11 protein-coding genes and 1 tRNA gene are annotated in these 16,578 nt (G+C 35.2%); 6 read left to right on the top strand and 6 right to left on the bottom strand.

Annotated elements, in window-relative coordinates:
* Positions 1-49: 49 nt before the first annotated feature.
* Both DMB68_RS11405 and DMB68_RS11400 read right to left on the bottom strand, forming a co-directional pair.
* Positions 50-1,276 (bottom strand): hypothetical protein, encoded by a 1,227-nt coding sequence (locus DMB68_RS11405; protein WP_110346788.1) that lies wholly within the window; start codon positions 1,274-1,276, stop codon positions 50-52.
* A complete protein-coding gene (locus tag DMB68_RS11400) occupies positions 1,269-2,003 on the bottom strand; it encodes a type III pantothenate kinase (protein ID WP_110347089.1) in 735 nt (244 codons plus the stop codon). The genes DMB68_RS11405 and DMB68_RS11400 overlap by 8 nt, the downstream gene beginning before the upstream one ends.
* Positions 2,004-2,144: 141 nt before the next feature.
* Between DMB68_RS11400 and DMB68_RS11395 the strand changes: the two genes are divergently transcribed.
* The 3 genes from DMB68_RS11395 (at position 2,145) to DMB68_RS11385 (ending at position 4,202) form a co-directional block, all read left to right on the top strand.
* Positions 2,145-2,217: transfer RNA gene (locus DMB68_RS11395), tRNA-Phe, on the top strand.
* Between the two features lie 253 nt (positions 2,218-2,470).
* Positions 2,471-3,967, top strand: a complete 1,497-nt coding sequence (locus DMB68_RS11390) for an MFS transporter (RefSeq protein WP_110346787.1) — start codon at positions 2,471-2,473, stop codon at positions 3,965-3,967.
* A 10-nt stretch (positions 3,968-3,977) separates the two neighbouring features.
* Complete coding sequence (locus tag DMB68_RS11385; RefSeq protein ID WP_031454172.1) at positions 3,978-4,202, top strand: DUF6814 family protein; 225 nt, start codon at positions 3,978-3,980, stop codon at positions 4,200-4,202.
* Positions 4,203-4,277: 75 nt separating this feature from the next.
* Here the strand turns inward: DMB68_RS11385 and DMB68_RS11380 are convergent, their stop codons facing one another.
* The 4 genes from DMB68_RS11380 to DMB68_RS11365 form a co-directional block, all read right to left on the bottom strand.
* Positions 4,278-7,163, bottom strand: a complete 2,886-nt coding sequence (locus DMB68_RS11380; RefSeq protein WP_110346786.1) for an alpha-amylase family glycosyl hydrolase — start codon at positions 7,161-7,163, stop codon at positions 4,278-4,280.
* A gap of 74 nt (positions 7,164-7,237) precedes the next feature.
* Positions 7,238-8,053 (bottom strand): SusE domain-containing protein, encoded by an 816-nt coding sequence (locus DMB68_RS23560; protein WP_196783700.1) that lies wholly within the window; start codon positions 8,051-8,053, stop codon positions 7,238-7,240.
* 19 nt (positions 8,054-8,072) lie between these two features.
* Positions 8,073-9,683, bottom strand: a complete 1,611-nt coding sequence (locus tag DMB68_RS11370; protein ID WP_110347088.1) for a RagB/SusD family nutrient uptake outer membrane protein — start codon at positions 9,681-9,683, stop codon at positions 8,073-8,075.
* A 37-nt stretch (positions 9,684-9,720) separates the two neighbouring features.
* Complete coding sequence (locus tag DMB68_RS11365) at positions 9,721-12,702, bottom strand: SusC/RagA family TonB-linked outer membrane protein (protein ID WP_110346785.1); 2,982 nt, start codon at positions 12,700-12,702, stop codon at positions 9,721-9,723.
* 237 nt (positions 12,703-12,939) lie between these two features.
* Between DMB68_RS11365 and DMB68_RS11360 the strand changes: the two genes are divergently transcribed.
* The 3 genes from DMB68_RS11360 (at position 12,940) to pgmB (ending at position 16,458) form a co-directional block, all read left to right on the top strand.
* Positions 12,940-13,974, top strand: coding sequence for a LacI family DNA-binding transcriptional regulator (locus tag DMB68_RS11360; protein WP_110346784.1), 1,035 nt, complete (start codon positions 12,940-12,942; stop codon positions 13,972-13,974).
* A gap of 278 nt (positions 13,975-14,252) precedes the next feature.
* On the top strand, positions 14,253-15,806 hold the full coding sequence (locus DMB68_RS11355; RefSeq protein WP_110346783.1) for an MFS transporter: 1,554 nt from the start codon (positions 14,253-14,255) through the stop codon (positions 15,804-15,806).
* 1 nt (position 15,807) lies between these two features.
* The gene (pgmB, locus tag DMB68_RS11350; RefSeq protein WP_110346782.1) at positions 15,808-16,458 is read left to right on the top strand and encodes a beta-phosphoglucomutase; all 651 of its coding nucleotides are present in this window, start codon (positions 15,808-15,810) and stop codon (positions 16,456-16,458) included.
* The last annotated feature ends 120 nt before the right edge of the window (positions 16,459-16,578 follow it).

The following is a 16,578-nucleotide window of genomic DNA, read 5'->3' as shown; positions in this document are numbered from 1 at the left end:
GCCAAATGTAGTAAATTCTATCGAGCTTATAAAAACATAAATTTATACATTAGTTGAATTTACTTTTCACAAACCACTTATCATTGAAAGAGAAACTAAGACTGAAATTTATATAATTTTCCTGAATCAAATTTGATGAAACTGTTCCTTTTTTACCGTATTCAATTCCAAAATTCACATTAGAAAAAGATCCAGTGATAGGAAAACCTGCTCCTAAGCTAAAACCAACATCTTTTATTGATTCATTATTAACCACAAGACCAATTTTTTCATATTTCAAACCTGCTCTATAGGTAATTCTGCTAAGATAACTTGTAAATGAGGTATAGTTTGGAAGATAATACCCTCCAATGGCATATTTTGCATATTTTTCATAATGCACGTCTTCACGTGTATTATAATAGTTTTCAAATTTACCATTCCCCTGAAAAGCCACCGTGGTACCTACAAGCCATTTTCTTGCTTCTCCAATACCTGCGCCAATAGTTATTTTATTTGGTAAATTTAAAGTAGATCTATCCGATTCATTTATTGTAGTTGCTTCACCATCTACCTCAATGGTTCTTTCATTGTCTGATTTCAGATTACTTCCAAATGTATAGGCCAAACTCGTAAACAATTCTGTTCTTTTATAGATTTTAGTTTGATACATGGTCCCTACATTAAAATTAACTCCGGCTAACGTAGACGTATTAATTTCTCTTGTAGCACTTGTAACTCCTGTAAGCGCCTCTATACTGGTAGTTTCAATTTTTCCAAAATTGTACTGCATATCAGCACCTACATTCCAATTTGGCTTTATTTTATATGACAATGCCAAAAAAACTTTATTCAAACCTCCTTTTCCTTCATATTGACTGCTTTTTCCATTTACATCATCCGATTGGTCATCCCTGATTTTATACCCAACTGACGAAACCGGAATCAAACCAAATCCTGCTCCAAATTTACCCATTGGAATGCCTAAAAGTAAATAATCAAAAGTTGATCTTGTAGCACTTGCTGTTTGAGTATCCGTTTTTAGTTTTGAAGTTCCATAAGTCCCTCCCACAGTAAAAGTAGTTTGTATCAGACTGGCATAACTTGCCGGATTATCTACATTCAAATGTATACTGTCCTGTTCTACCGAAACACCTGCCATCGACCTGTTTTCTAAGGTTCCCTTAAATCTTACATCACCAATTCCGTAAAAAGAATATGGAGATGCAGTACCTTGCTGAGCTAATGAAACGAACGAAATAAGCAAACAAGCGCTTAGTATAATTTTTTTAATCATTGTCGATTTTATATTGAAATGTTTGGTTCAAACTCTCAAGCAAGAAATTTGAATTGGCAAATATGGTATTTTTTAATCGTTTAGCCAAAAAATCTGTATCTCCTCCCGTTAAAATTATTATAAAATTTGAAAATTTTGTGCGATATTCATCGATAAAACCGTCAATCTCATAGACGAAACCATTCACAACCCCAGAATGTATCGCCTGTGCAGTAGTGTCACCTATATAGGATTCAGGCTCTTCCAAAACCAACAAAGGCAGCCTGGCAGTATAGTTATGTAATACTTCATAACGTAATCTTAAACCCGGCGAGATCGCCCCTCCTAAATAATTATCAAATTCGTCGATAAAATCGTAGGTTATACATGTTCCTGCATCAATCACCAATCTATTTTTTTTAGGAAATTGCAAAGTTGCTCCTGCTGCCAAAATCATTCTGTCTATCCCTAAAGTTTTTGGAGTCGCATATTTATTTGTAAACGGAAAAACATCATTATCTGTCAAAAAATGAATATTAAGCAGGTTTTCGAAAATCAGAAAAGAGTGTTTTTCAATATTTCCCACCGATGCAATGACCAAATCAGAGCAGTTTGGAAATTTTTTTAAAATTTTTTCAATTTTTTTTTCAAGCTCATTTTTCTCAAAAACAAAACTTTCAAGAACAGTATCCTCCTCAAAGACAGCCGCTTTAATTCGGGTATTCCCAACATCAACTGTTAAAACCATATTTACTAATTTACCTGTGCGAAGGTACGAATTGATTTTTTTAAAAAAATGTTTTGGATAAACGAAAAATGATTCTATCTTTGCACCCGCAAACACGTTCACCCAAGGCTACAAAAATAGAATAAGTGATGTAATAAGCAAGGTACCTTAGCTCAGATGGTAGAGCAATGGACTGAAAATCCATGTGTCCCTGGTTCGATCCCTGGAGGTACCACAAAACCCGAATAGCAATATTCGGGTTTTTTGTTTTTACTAAATTCCTCTTCCGGTAAGGAATCAATCCCAAGACTTGTGGAACAATCAAAATTTCCCTTCATTTTCTGAAACTTTCTCCATGCTTAAAGTGTAAAATAAACAATTAACATCCTTTTGTTAAAAAAAGTACCAACTAAATAAAAAAATATCTTATATATTCGTAAAACTATATTTTTATCTTTTAATAATTATTAAGAATACAAATTTATTTTATGAGTAAAACTTCGACAAAAGGCATTTGGAAAGTGATTTCGGCCTCTTCAATGGGAACAATGATTGAATGGTATGATTTCTATATTTTTGGAAGTTTGGCCGTTGTAATTTCAACAAAATTTTTTCCGAGTGACAATCCTACCGCAGCATTTTTATCAACATTGGCAACTTTTGCAGCTGGATTTGTAGTTCGTCCTTTCGGAGCTTTATTTTTTGGAAGACTTGGAGATATTATTGGTCGCAAATATACTTTTATGGCTACCTTATTATTAATGGGCGGCTCTACTTTTTTAATAGGATGCATTCCGAGTTATGAAACTATTGGATTTATGGCTCCTTTATTGGTTTTAATTTTACGTTTACTACAAGGATTAGCGCTTGGAGGAGAATATGGAGGGGCAGCCACATACGTTGCAGAACATGCCCCGAAAGGACAGCGAGGCTATTGGACATCCTGGATTCAGACCACTGCAACCGTTGGTTTGTTTATTTCACTGATGGTAATTCTGGCGACAAAAACAGTTCTTTCAGCTGAAGATTTTGATACCTGGGGATGGCGTGTTCCGTTTTGGGTTTCTATTGTTATGGTTGGTGTTTCTTACCTCATCCGAAAAAATATGGATGAATCTCCTGAATTCGCAAAAGCAAAAAAAGAAGGAACGACAAGTGCAAGTCCGCTAAAGGAAAGTTTTGGAAACCGTTACAATTTAAAGTTTGTTCTACTTGCTTTATTTGGAGCTACAATGGGGCAGGGTGTTGTTTGGTATACCGGACAATTTTATGCCATGAGTTTCATGAAGACGGTAATGAACATAGATTCTTCTCAGGTTGATACCTTATTAGGAATTGCACTTTTATTAGGAACTCCGTTTTTCATTATATTTGGATGGCTGAGCGATAAAGTAGGAAGAAAATACATTATGATGGGCGGAATGCTGCTTGCTATTTTGCTGTACAGACCCATTTACAAGGCAATGTACACCACAACAGATACTGCTCTAAAAACTGAAATTACAGAAAAAATAAAAACGACAGTTGAATTAACTGCTGCTAAAGATTCTGTTTACACTACTCATAAAGAATTTACAGACGGAACCGTTTCAATTGAAAAAAAGACGCATTTCGCTGCTAAAAAAGAGGCTCAGGTTACTACCTCTGTCACTATTAACTCGAGTGATGAATGGAGTCTGATTTTCTTAGTATTTATACAGGTATTATTTGTTACTATGGTTTATGGGCCAATTGCGGCCTTTTTAGTGGAAATGTTTCCGGTAAAAATTCGTTACACTTCAATGTCATTGCCGTATCATGTTGGAAACGGAATTTTTGGAGGTTTGCTTCCTGCAATTTCGACTTATTTTGTGACTCATTCAAAAGCAGCAGGAAAACAGGACTTTTATCTCGACGGACTTTGGTATCCTATCGTGATTGCCTCGATTTGCTTTGTAATTGGAATGATTTATATCGATAATAAAAATAAAAACTCTCACCTTTAATCTGCTGAAAATGAATTTTATAAAAAGAGCCTTAGGAATTCTGTGGATCGTATTAGCAATTGCTGCTGCCTATTTTTGTGTTTTTGAATTTGGTTTGCCAAAATTTTTATCGGACCAGCAGGAGGATTTAGTATTTGGGATTATCATCCTGTTTATTCTGACTCCATTAATTGTTCTGGGACTGGGAGTTTTTGGATACTTTTCGTTAACAGGAGAATATGACAAAGAAAACTAATCTCTAAAACAATAAAAAAACAAAAGGCTGTCCATACAAGGACAGCCTTTTTGCATTACTAAACTAACCAAAAATTTATTTTTTAATAAACTTTATAACTTGTGCTTCATTATTATCATTAAGCGCTTTTACAATATATAAGCCCGGTTTTAAATCGCTTACGCCAAATTGAAAATCAGGATGTCCATTGGTTGCAAAACTTTTTACCAACTGACCTGTTAGGGCATAAATTTCAACTTTTACAGCAGTAAAGTTCAATGTAAAATAATTTGAAACCGGATTTGGATACAAACTCACTGAATTTCCTTTTTCAAAATCCTCAATAGCCAGACTGGCTTGTTTATTTCCGTAAATTCTGAATTCACCTGCCGGAATACTTATTACAGCATTCACATCGGTAACATTTATTGTAGAGTTGTCCATCAAATTATACCATGTTCCCGGATATGAAAAACCAGTGGCAACGTTTTGTGTTGTTACATTAAAATTGGCAATAATTAATATATCTTTAAGCTGAGTAGAATTTAAAGCAGCATTGGTAATTTTAATATTTGGGTACAAAGAGCTTGTATTGGCCATTGTTGCAGTCCCTGAGAACACAGGCTCTTTGGTTTTTAGGGTAATCATTTTGGCCCAATCGTTGTAAATTTTACTTCGAGCAGTATTTCCGAGCCAGTTTCCTGTCCATTGAGGCTGAGGTTTTGTGTCTAATTTACAATCTCCTGAAATCGTCGCCGAAGCATCATTTACAGTTCCGTTGTTACAAGTGAAAATAGAAGAATCCCAGCCTAAATCTCCAAAATGCCAGATCATTTTTGGCCCCGGAACTAATAATGAAACCGCACCGATAGCCGACATTCTTGATAAAGCCGTGCTTAAGGTTTTTACATTATGTGCAGAATTTGTACTATTTCCGTATTGGATATTTTTATACATCAGGCGTTCTTCGTCATGACTTTCTGCATAACCTATTAAACGATTTGAAGTAAAACCGTGGCTTGAACTTGTCATTCTTGAGATATTACTGGTATATCCCATAGACAATTCATTATAAGCATTATTCAGATTTCCCCACATCATGATTCCTTTACTTGGCGATTCTGCAATTTTGTAATTTGCCCATTGCTGCTCTTCCAAATCAGTTCCTAAATGTTCGAAAATAGTATAATGTGTAGGATCCAGACTCCATGAATAATCTGCATATGATTTCAAAACATCAACCCTGTCTTGTTGGAAATTTCCTGTGCACGGCTCTTGTCCGCCTGCAACATTTGAAGGACAATTTTGAGTGAATCCTTTGGTTAAATCCCAACGCAAACCGTCAATTTTATATTCTTCAACCCATTGTTTTACAACACGCTTCACATAATTTTGAGTTCTGATGGACTGATGATTAAAGTCTTCACCAACATTATAACTATGCATTGCCACTGTATTGAAATAAGGATTTTCAGTAGTTGGTGATCCAAATCCGTCTCCGTCAGGATCATTCATCCACATTCTCACCATCGGATTTCTTCCGAAGGCGTGATTTAAAGCCACATCCAGAATAACTGCGATTCCGTTTTGGTGGCATAAATCAATAAGTTCTTTTAGTTTATCAGAACTTCCGTAGAATTTATCTAAAGCCATGTGGAAAGAAGTATTATAACCCCAGCTTTCATTGCCTTCAAATTCCATTACCGGCATTAATTGAATAGCGTTTATTTTCAGATTTTTAAAATAATCAATTCTGTCAATCAGGCTTTGATAATTTCTGTTGGCATCAAAATCACGAACCAAAACTTCGTACACTACCAATTTATCTTTTTCAGGTTTTGTAAAATTGGTCACCTGCCAGTTGTATGGTGTTTGTCCGGTTTTTAAAACCGTTACTTCAAATTGCTGCCCTGATGGATAAGCCGGCATGTTTGGGTAATTTGCGGCAGGAATCGAACCGTCATCATAAGGAGACAGAACCAAGGTAGAATAGGGATCTGCCACTTTAACCAATGAAGGCGAATTAGCCAATGGCGTTGCATCTCCAACCCAATATTGAAAAGTATTATTTGCTCCCGAAACCAGTCCTGATAATTCAAGCCAAAATTTCCCTGAAGTCGGATCTTTTTTCATGGCATAGGTCGATGAAGGCTGCCAGTTATTAAAACTTCCGGCAACGTAAACAAAATCTTTTAAAGGTGCATCCAGAACTAAAGTCGCTTTTGTAGCATCGGCTGTGTTGTAATTGATTCCATCAGCTAAACCAGCAGGTATAGCTTCTGAAACGGTATTAGGATTGACAATAACCGAAAACTTTTTTGAAATTGTTGTTGCTCCCTGTGTTACCAATAATTCATAACTCTGATTTATAGTGATGTTGGTATGACTAAAGGAATAACTGGCTGTACTTGCATTTGTATTAATTGTATTTCCGTTTGATTTTAATACATAACTTGCAACACCATTAGTATTTGTAGCAGTAATATTAAAATTAGCCCCTGACGTTAAAATGGCTGAACTGTTTTCTACCGGTGCAGTAAGCGTAACCTGAAAAGTACCTACTTCGACCAGAATATCCTGCGATTTTTTATCGCCGGTTCCGTCTTTGGCTTTGACCAAAAAACCAATTCTGCCAATTCCTGTTGCATTGTAATACGTAGCCGGAGTAATGGTTTTGGTATAAGTGTCTGTCCCGGCGTTATAAGTAAACATACTTGCAGCGCTTGAAGCTGTCCATGAGCCATTATTTGGCGTTCCTTTTGCGGTAGTGTCATTGGTGTCAAAAGCCCATGCCCACATGTATAATTCGTGAGTTCCGGCAATTCCCCAGGTAGTCTCATTGATACTGCTTCCGTTTATAGTAATGGTAATGGCGTTTGTTTCTTCAAAAGGATTAGGACTTATTGAAGAGGTTACGTTTTGTACCTGGGCAAAAACAGCAGCCGACATCAAAAAGAATAGTGTTAGTAAAGTTTTTTTCATAAGGATTAAGATTAGATAATTCGATTAAAAAAGGCTATCCGCAGATAGCCTTTTTACATTTTTACATCAAAAAATTAATCTAATGTGATTGTTTTTGCAACATTGTCAATTTTTAAAACTCTTGGTCCAGTTGGTCCGGTATATCTAAAGTTACTATCTCCGTCACCAGCATTTTCTAATTCTGAATCGATAGTATATCCTAATGATGAATAATGAGTATAGTTATTGCTTGTACCCCAGTTATCATTACTTGTAAAGTTATTTGCTAAAAATTCTCTGAAAGCTTCCCCGTTTTTAAGCACGATTGTTACCTGATAAACATTGGTCTGACCAACAACTAAAGGGAACTCAGTTTCAGCGTCACCATCCCAAGTCCATCCTCCCGGAGTAGCCGCTCCTACTAACCAATGAGAGGTTGCTAATGGCGTGTGATAAGGAGTTGCTTTAAAAGTGTAAGAATTAGAATACTGTGCTTCTGCTCCAATGCCTACAGTAGCTTTGATACGAATATCAACACTATTCTCTTCTTTTTCTATAAAACCACCATTTACCAAAGCAGAATTCAGTTCTGATACTGTCAAAGCTCTATAACGAGATGTTGTTGTTGTTACTGTAACAGGAGCAGCAAAATTAGTTCCTGCTTTTGCAACCTCAATCGTATAATTTACTACAGTTGCTGTACCACTATATTTGGCATCATCCCAAATTACAGTTGTAGCAATTTCGTTTTCTGCTGCTTTAGTAAGAACAATATTAAAGTCAGATTGTGGAGTCAATAATACCGGTTCAGTAACTGCTTCTATAACAGGTCTGTTTTCTACATCATCTGCATTACATGAAACTGCTAAAACACCAACGAATGCGATTAAAATTTTATATATATTTTTCATTTTATTATTATTTATAAGATTAGTTATATCCTGGATTTTGTTTTAAAGTAGGGTTTGCCTGAATAGCTGTTGAAGGAATTGGCATTAAGTCTCTGTATGAATCTGTAGCACTACCATTTTTAACGCCACCTTTCCATTGCCAGATTTTAGATCCTCCTGTGAATTTACCAAAACGAATCAAATCGGTTCTTCTGTGACATTCCCAAAACAATTCTCTTGCTCTTTCATCTAAAATAAAATCCAGAGTTAAACTTGAAGCAGAAATAACACCGTTACCAGCTCTCTCTCTAATTTTATTTACATAACCTAAAGCAGTTGTAATATTTCCTGTAGAAGCTCCCCTAAGAGTTGCTTCTGCATACATTAAATAGACATCAGACAATCTGTACATTGGAAAATCAGTATCAGGAACATCATTTCTTTGTGCGGCAGTGCCATCAGAGTTAACATTGGTATATTTTGTAACTGCATATCCATTAGCAAATATTCCAAAATCAGCAATATCTAAAGTTTGATCAGTCGTAAAAAAGGTTCCTCTTTTATCACCGGTAGCAGTTTCGTCAGGAAATAACTGAACGAATTCTTTTCTTGTTCTGATACCTGCCCAGCCACCATTCATTCCTTGTGCAGCTGCATCCATTTTACCACCAATAGAAGCATGGAGAATAAAACTCATACCACCACCAACAGCTCTAATTGCGTTTCCGTCACTTATAACTGGAAAGATAAACTCGTTTTGAGCTCCGTTTCGATCATTATCAGCTGAAAACAAATAACGGTAAGGAACATTAGCAAAAGTATATCCTGAACTTGTTATGATTTCATTACACAAAGTAGCAGCTTCATCATTTCTTTCTGTACCTGTATACACTTTAGAGTTTAAATAAATTTGAGCTAATAAAAATTTAGCAGCAGTTTTATCCACTCTGCCATATTCGTTTGTTTTTGAAGCAGCCATACTGTTATCCAAATCTTTTAATTCTGATTCGATAAAAGCAAAAACTTCTGCTCTTGTTTTCTGTTGAGGATAAAAGAAACCAACAGGATCAGCTTCAGTAGTAATTGGCACATTCCCAAACAAATCCATCAAATTGTAGTATGAAAAAGCTCTTAAAAAACGCACTTCAGCTCTAAAAGTTGCAATTTCAGCTTTCAGACTTGCATCAACTCCTCTTGCAGTCAGTTTATCGTCAGTGGTTTGTCTTAGAAACTCATTTGCAACACTGATTTCGTAAAAAGCTCTCGAAAAAACTCCATATAAAAACTGATTGCTAGGACTCCATCTTTGACCATTTATAGCAGGTAATCCATCATCATTCCAGGCCACAATAGCTTCATCTGTTGGGAATTCCTGTGTAACAAACAATAACCTCAAATAACTGCTAAAATCACCTCCAAGACCTGAAATATCCGGGCGACCGTCACCATCATTTCCTCCTACATACAACCCTGCATAGAGCTTGGCCAATACTTGTTTGTATGAAGCCGGATCCTTAAAGAAATCTTCAGAAAGAAATTCATCATCATCTTCAGGAGTAACATCTAAGTCGCTCGTACACGAAGTAAGTGCCATATTTAATCCTAAAATCAATAGGAGAAAATAAGATATATATTTAAATGATATTTTCATTTTATTTATTTTTTTAAATTTTATTTTCAATGTACTATTAGAAATTTGCATTTACTCCAAACAAAAATGTTCTGGCTCTCGGATACACATTGTTATCTATACCATTAAATTTCTCAGGATCCAAACCATTATATTTTGTAAGGACAAAAACATTCTGAATACCAGCTGTAACTCTTAATGAAGCGGCTTTTATTAATGTTTTATCGAAAGTATATCCAAGTACAATGTTGTCTAATTTTATAAAAGAGGCATCTTTTACAAAATAATCAGAAAAAACACGTTGCGTTCCGTTTGAATTACTTTCAGTTGTAAATCCTGTGTTATAATAATCAGTAGTAATATTAGACAAGTCAGTTTGTCTTCTTAAACCTGCTTCAACATATCCCTTGTCAGAGCTTACGTTATCATAAATATAGTTTCCTAAACTTGCTCTCCAGTTCATTGTAAAATCGAACTTTTTGTAGTTTAAAGTTGAGAATAATCCAAAAGTATAATCGGCTGTAGGTTTATGAAATTTATAACGATCGGCATCATTTATAGCACCATCCCCATTTCTGTCAGCGTATGCTCCCTGAATTGGTCTTTTATTAGCATCATATAATTGTTCAAATACAAAAAATGAATTTGGCGCATAGCCTTCAGAATTTATTAATACCTGATTTCCTGTACCACCAGCAATTATATCTCCTGTAATATATCCTTGAAATCCTGGTACGGTAGCTCCTAAATCTGATATTTTCTGATCAATATAAGTGGTATTAAAAGCAAGATTCCAATTTAGTTTATCATTTTTAATAATATCAGACTGAATATTAAATTCAATTCCTTTTGTTCTTACGCTTCCAATATTATTAAACCCTCTGTTTCTTATATTCGCTCCATCAGGAACAGCAACTTCTGCCAAAAGATCACTTGATTTTTTATCAAAATAATTAATAGTTCCCGTTACTCTATCATTAAAGAATCCAAAATCTATCCCTGCGTTAAATTCTGCTAAATCTTCCCATTTGATATTTTCATTATAACCTTCTGGTCTTGCAACTGAATAGACAACTCCGTTAAAGACATATTGTGAATTAATTGTTCCTAATGTTACTCTTCTTAGATAATCATAAGAAGCAGAAATATCCTGTTGACCTGTAGTCCCATATCCAACTCTTAATTTTAAGTTTGACAAAGTAGCATTATCTTTTAAAAATGCTTCTTCAGCTACATTCCATGCAAACGCACCTCCGGCAAAATTACCCCATCTGTAAATTTCAGAAAAACGGGAAGTACCGTCTCTTCTATAATTTACAGTTATTAAATATCGGCTGTCATAGCCTAAGTTCAAACGTCCAAAATACGATTGTAGATTAATGTCAGCATCTGTAGTTACATCTTCTAATGGATCCGGCTGCCTCGTTTGTCCGGAATCATATCCTTCTCTTTCAAACATCTGGTAGTTATGTCCTGCAGTTGCGTCTATCTTGAATTTGCCTAAATCTTTGGTATAGTTAAAATAAGCATTTAAGTTTTTGTTTTGGCGATTATCTGTATAATGAATGTATCCGCCTTCATTAACCCAATTACCACTGCTAAATACATTTGGCTGATATCCTAAGGCACTTTCTGTACTAACTTGTGTATATCCGTTACTGTCAAATTTATCGATACCTGCCTCAACAACAGCTCTTAAGTCTTCAAAAAAATGTAATTTATAATCTAATCTGATATTTCCCCATTTTCTGGTAGATGTAGCTTTACGCTCATCCTGATTTAATCTTGCAACCGGGTTTCTTGCCGGTAATAAAGGCAAATTACCTGTTGGCTCTAACCATTCGAAATATCCTCCGTAACGAGAACCCGCTTGATGAACAGGCTGTGTAGGATCAAAAGTAATGGCGCCGCTAATAACCGGACCTTCATCCTGAAACTGATTTTTTCCAAATGCTATGTTACCACTAATGTCAATTTTTAAATGATTGTCAAATAAAACCGGATTTAATGATATCGATGTAGTTGTTCTCTCAAAAGATGTGTTTCTTAAGATTCCGGGATTATCCACATTTCCAACAGATAAACGCACAGGTAATTTATTAAATAAAGTACCGCTTGCAGATATGTTGTTGTTTGTTGTTAAAGCTGTATGAAAAATTTCATCCTGCCAATTTGTATTTGCTGTTCCCAACAAAGCTTTTTGAGCTGCAGTTCCTTTTTCATTTACTAAAGCACGAAATTGATCAGCCGTTAAAACATCTACTGTATTGGCAACTGTATTAATACCAACCTGAGAGTTAAAATTTACCTTAATACCGCCTTTGGTTCCTTTTTTGGTGGTAATAACAATTACACCATTTGCCGCTCTGGATCCGTAGATAGCTGCTGCAGATGCATCTTTTAAAACGGTAAAAGATTCAATATCATTTGGATCAATTGTAGACAAAATACTTGTTGAACCATTCGGAACAGCATTACTCATAGGAAGTCCGTCTATTACAATTAATGGTTCGTTAGAAGCACTTAATGATGAACCACCACGAATTCTAATATCTGCTTTTGCTCCCGGAGCTCCTCCTCCAATAACATTAACACCCGAAATACGTCCACTAATCAGACTTTCAGGAGTTACATTTATACCTTTATTAAATTCTTTTGCTGAAATTTGGGAAACAGATCCCGTTGCATCTTTTTTCTTAACGGTACCGTAACCTACCTGCACAACTACCTCTTTAAGTTGATTGGTATCTTCTTCTAGTGAAATGTTTAGTGTTTTTTGTCCGTTATAGTCAACGGTTGCTGTTTTGTATCCAATAAAGGAAACCAGGATTTTGTTTCCGTTCTTTACATTAGATAATTCAAAATTACCATCAAATCCGGTCGATGTTCCTCCAGGAGCACCTTGTACATTTACATTTACCCCCGGGATTGGTTGTCCTGTCGCCTTGTCGACAACTGTACCCTTTAATGTGCTTTGAGCGAGCATAGTAAACGGTAACAGCAGGAATAAAAATAACAACTTTTTCGAAATTGTTTTCATACTTTTTGTTTAAATTAGTTTGAGTTAGTGATTGTTAGTTAAGCTTTTAATTTACTTCGAGGTCCAAAGATTAGGAAATAATTAACATGCTCGACATGAGGCATTTCGCAAATAGTTACGAAAACGTGGTAGTGTTGAAAAGTTTGTATATTATTTTCATTTTTTAGGAATAAAATTATGATTTATGAAAATTTACAATACCTTTATTATCAATAACATTTTTTCCAAATTAGCACGATGAAACGAAAAGTAACCCTAAAACAGATTGCAAAAGAGCTGGATGTATCGATTTCAACTGTCTCAAAATCATTGCGAAACAGCTCTGAAATTGGTGAAGAAACCCGATTGAAAGTTCAGGCTTTTGCAAAATTTTACAACTATAAACCCAACAACATTGCCCTTAGTTTAAAAAACCGAAAAACCAAAAGTATTGGTATTATCATTCCGGAAATTGTACATTATTTTTTCTCTACCGTGATTGATGGAATCGAGCAGGTTGCCAATGAAAATGGTTACAGTGTAGTAATCTGTTTATCGGATGATTCTTTTGATAAAGAAGTATTAAACATGGAGATGTTAGCCAACGGAAGTATTGACGGATTTATCATGTCGCTTTCTAAAGAAACACAGTTCAAAGGCGATTTTCATCATATCACGGAGGTTATCAATCAGGGAATGCCGGTTGTAATGTTTGATCGCGTAACAAATGATATCTTATGCGATAAAGTAATTATTGACGACAAAGCTGCAGCTTACGAAGCGGTCCAGAGTTTGATTGATAAAGGAAGAAAAAAAATAGCCCTTGTAACAACTGTTGATTATGTAAGTGTTGGGAAACTGAGAACCGATGGTTATGAAAAAGCATTATTAGACAACGGACTCCCGTTCAACGAAGATTTAATCATAAAAATTGAAGACGTAGATACCTGCGAAATTACAATCAGCCAGCTTTTACACGATAGGGCTTTTGATGCAGTTTTTGCCGTAAATGAGCTTTTTGCCGTAACCATTATTAAAACAGCAAACAAAATGGGTCTAAAAGTTCCGGAAGATCTTGCCGTAATCGCTTTTACTGACGGAATTATTTCTAAATACTCAACCCCAAGCATTACAACAGTAAGCCAAAGCGGAAAAAAAATGGGTAATAAAGCAGCTAAAATGCTTATTGAAAGACTCGAAGCAGAACATGAAGATGATGATGAGGAAGAAAATGAAAATTACACAACAGAGGTAATCGAAACGCATCTAATAAAAAGAGAATCTACTGATTAATCCATAAATCGTAAAACAAAAGTGACGCAGGCTGTCTAAATCTGAATTTTGCTTCACCCTTTATCAATTTTAATTTTAGTAGTACTTTTTTCTTATTTAATTCATTACTACAACCTTGTAGTGAAAAATGTTTGTTCTTATTTGCCATTATAAAACAAAAAACTGAAATATATTTTTATATTTACAGCCTGGTTCAAAGCTTTTACTTTTACTTCGAAATAAATAGTAAGTTTTGATAAGCAAAGCGCTTATCGTATAATTTTTTACAAATTGCGATAATGGAAAAGCGTAAATTAAGTTTCTGGGAAATTTGGAACATGAGTTTCGGATTCCTGGGGATACAGTTTGGTTTTGAGTTGCAAAACTCAAATATCAGCAGAATTTTTGAAACCCTTGGAGCTAATAAAGACGAAATCCCTATTTTGTGGATCGCCGCCCCATTAACCGGATTATTAGTTCAGCCTATAATTGGATATTTAAGCGACCGTACGTGGCATCCTTACTGGGGTAGGAGAAGACCTTTCTTTTTTATTGGTGCATTATTGGCGAGTATCGCCCTGTTCATCATGCCGAATTCCTCAACCTTATGGATTGCGGGTGGAATGCTTTGGATACTGGATGCATCTATCAATATCTCAATGGAACCTTTCAGGGCTTTTGTAGGCGATAAACTTCCTCCCAAACAAAGAACCAGCGGTTTTGCCATGCAGAGTTTTTTTATAGGAGTTGGTTCTGTCATTGCAGCAATTCTTCCGTGGATTTTTACCAATTGGTTTCATTTTAGTAATACAGCAGGAGCAGGAGAAATTCCGGAGTCGGTTAAATGGTCATTCTATTTAGGTGGAATTGCTTATTTCTTTTCTGTGATGTATACTATTTTCACTACTAAGGAATTTCCTCCTGAAGATATTGAACAATTTAAAAAAGAAAAGAAAGAAACAACTTTTAAAGATGCTCTGGCTGAAACTTTTGGCGGTATTTTTAAAATGCCAAAAACGATGAAACAGCTTGCTCTTGTTCAGTTTTTTACTTGGTTTGCTTTGTTTTCAATGTGGATTTATGCTACAAATGCTGTCACTTCTACTAAATACAACATGAAAGTTGATAGTGCTTTAGTTACTAAAATGCAGAATGCAGCACAAAACCGATTAGACAGACTTGCAAATGATAATTTAAGTGTTGCCGAAAAAAACAAACAGGAAAAAAGCTTAAAATCTCTTGTGAAAGATTTTGATGAAATCAAACAATTCAGGGCTTCTGAAAATCCTAAAGTCATTTCGGTCAACATTGCGAATTATTTTGCAGACAGTTTAAATACAGATACAAACGAAGCTGAAAAAACTGCATTAAAAAGAGTTAAAAAAGAATACAATGACGGGGCAGACTGGCTGAATGTTTGTTCAGCTGTCAGAAATGGTACAGCTGCAGTTTTTGCATTCATCATACCTCTAATTGCTTACAGAACGAATAGAAAAATCACGCACATGATTTGTCTTATCATAGGCGGAATCGGGCTTATATCTATCTACTTTATTACCAATCCAATATTCATTATTATCTCTATGGCAATGGTTGGAATTGCGTGGGCAAGTATTTTGTCTATGCCTTATGCGATGCTTTCGAATGCATTGCCGGCCAATAAAATGGGATATTACATGGGTCTTTTTAATTTCTTTATCGTAATTCCACAAATTGTGGCTGCCGGAATCCTGGGATATTTTACGATCCATCTTTTTAATGCAAACACCATAAACACCATTATTCTTGGAGGATGCGCTATGATTTTAGCAGGTTTATTAACACTTTTTGTAAAAGACGAAGAAAAAGAATAACATGAAAAAAGCATTTATCTTCGACCTTGACGGAGTCATTGTCGATACCGCCAAATATCACTTTTTGGCCTGGCAAAAAATTGCACAGGCATTACATATAAATTTCACACACGAACATAACGAATTACTTAAAGGCGTAAGCCGTGTTCGTTCTTTGGATATCATTTTAGAATTAGGAAATGTTCAGGTTTCGCAGGCCGATAAGGACAAAATGCTAATTCAGAAAAATGAGGATTACTTATCTTATTTAGTTGACATGGACGAAAGTGAAATTCTTCCGGGAGTTTTTAAAATCCTGCAATTATTAAAAGATAAAAACCAGGGAATTGCATTGGGTTCTGCCAGTAAAAATGCAAGACCTATTCTGGAAAAAACAGGGATTATGTCTTACTTCGATGCTATTGTTGACGGAAATGACGTTACCAATGCAAAACCAGACCCCGAAGTTTTCTTAAAAGCGGCTCAATTACTACATATTGATCCAAAAAATGCAATCGTGTTTGAAGATTCTGTTGCAGGAATTCAGGCAGCAAATATTGCAGAAATGGCAAGTGTTGGAATTGGTGAGGAAACAATTTTGCATGAGGCCGATTACATTTTTAGAGATTTTACCCAAATTACACCAGATTTTATTAAGGAACTAATTGGATAATACAAGATGTAGTAATGTATCAATTTGATAATTAGAAAATGACAAATTACCACGTTTTAATGAATCAATTAGATTAAATCATCTAATAAAAAAGTAAAATAATACGAACGAGCAATTAAT

The organism is Flavobacterium hydrophilum, assembly GCF_003202405.1.
Lineage (GTDB): Bacteria > Bacteroidota > Bacteroidia > Flavobacteriales > Flavobacteriaceae > Flavobacterium > Flavobacterium hydrophilum.
This window is presented reverse-complemented; position numbering and strand designations above follow the sequence as displayed.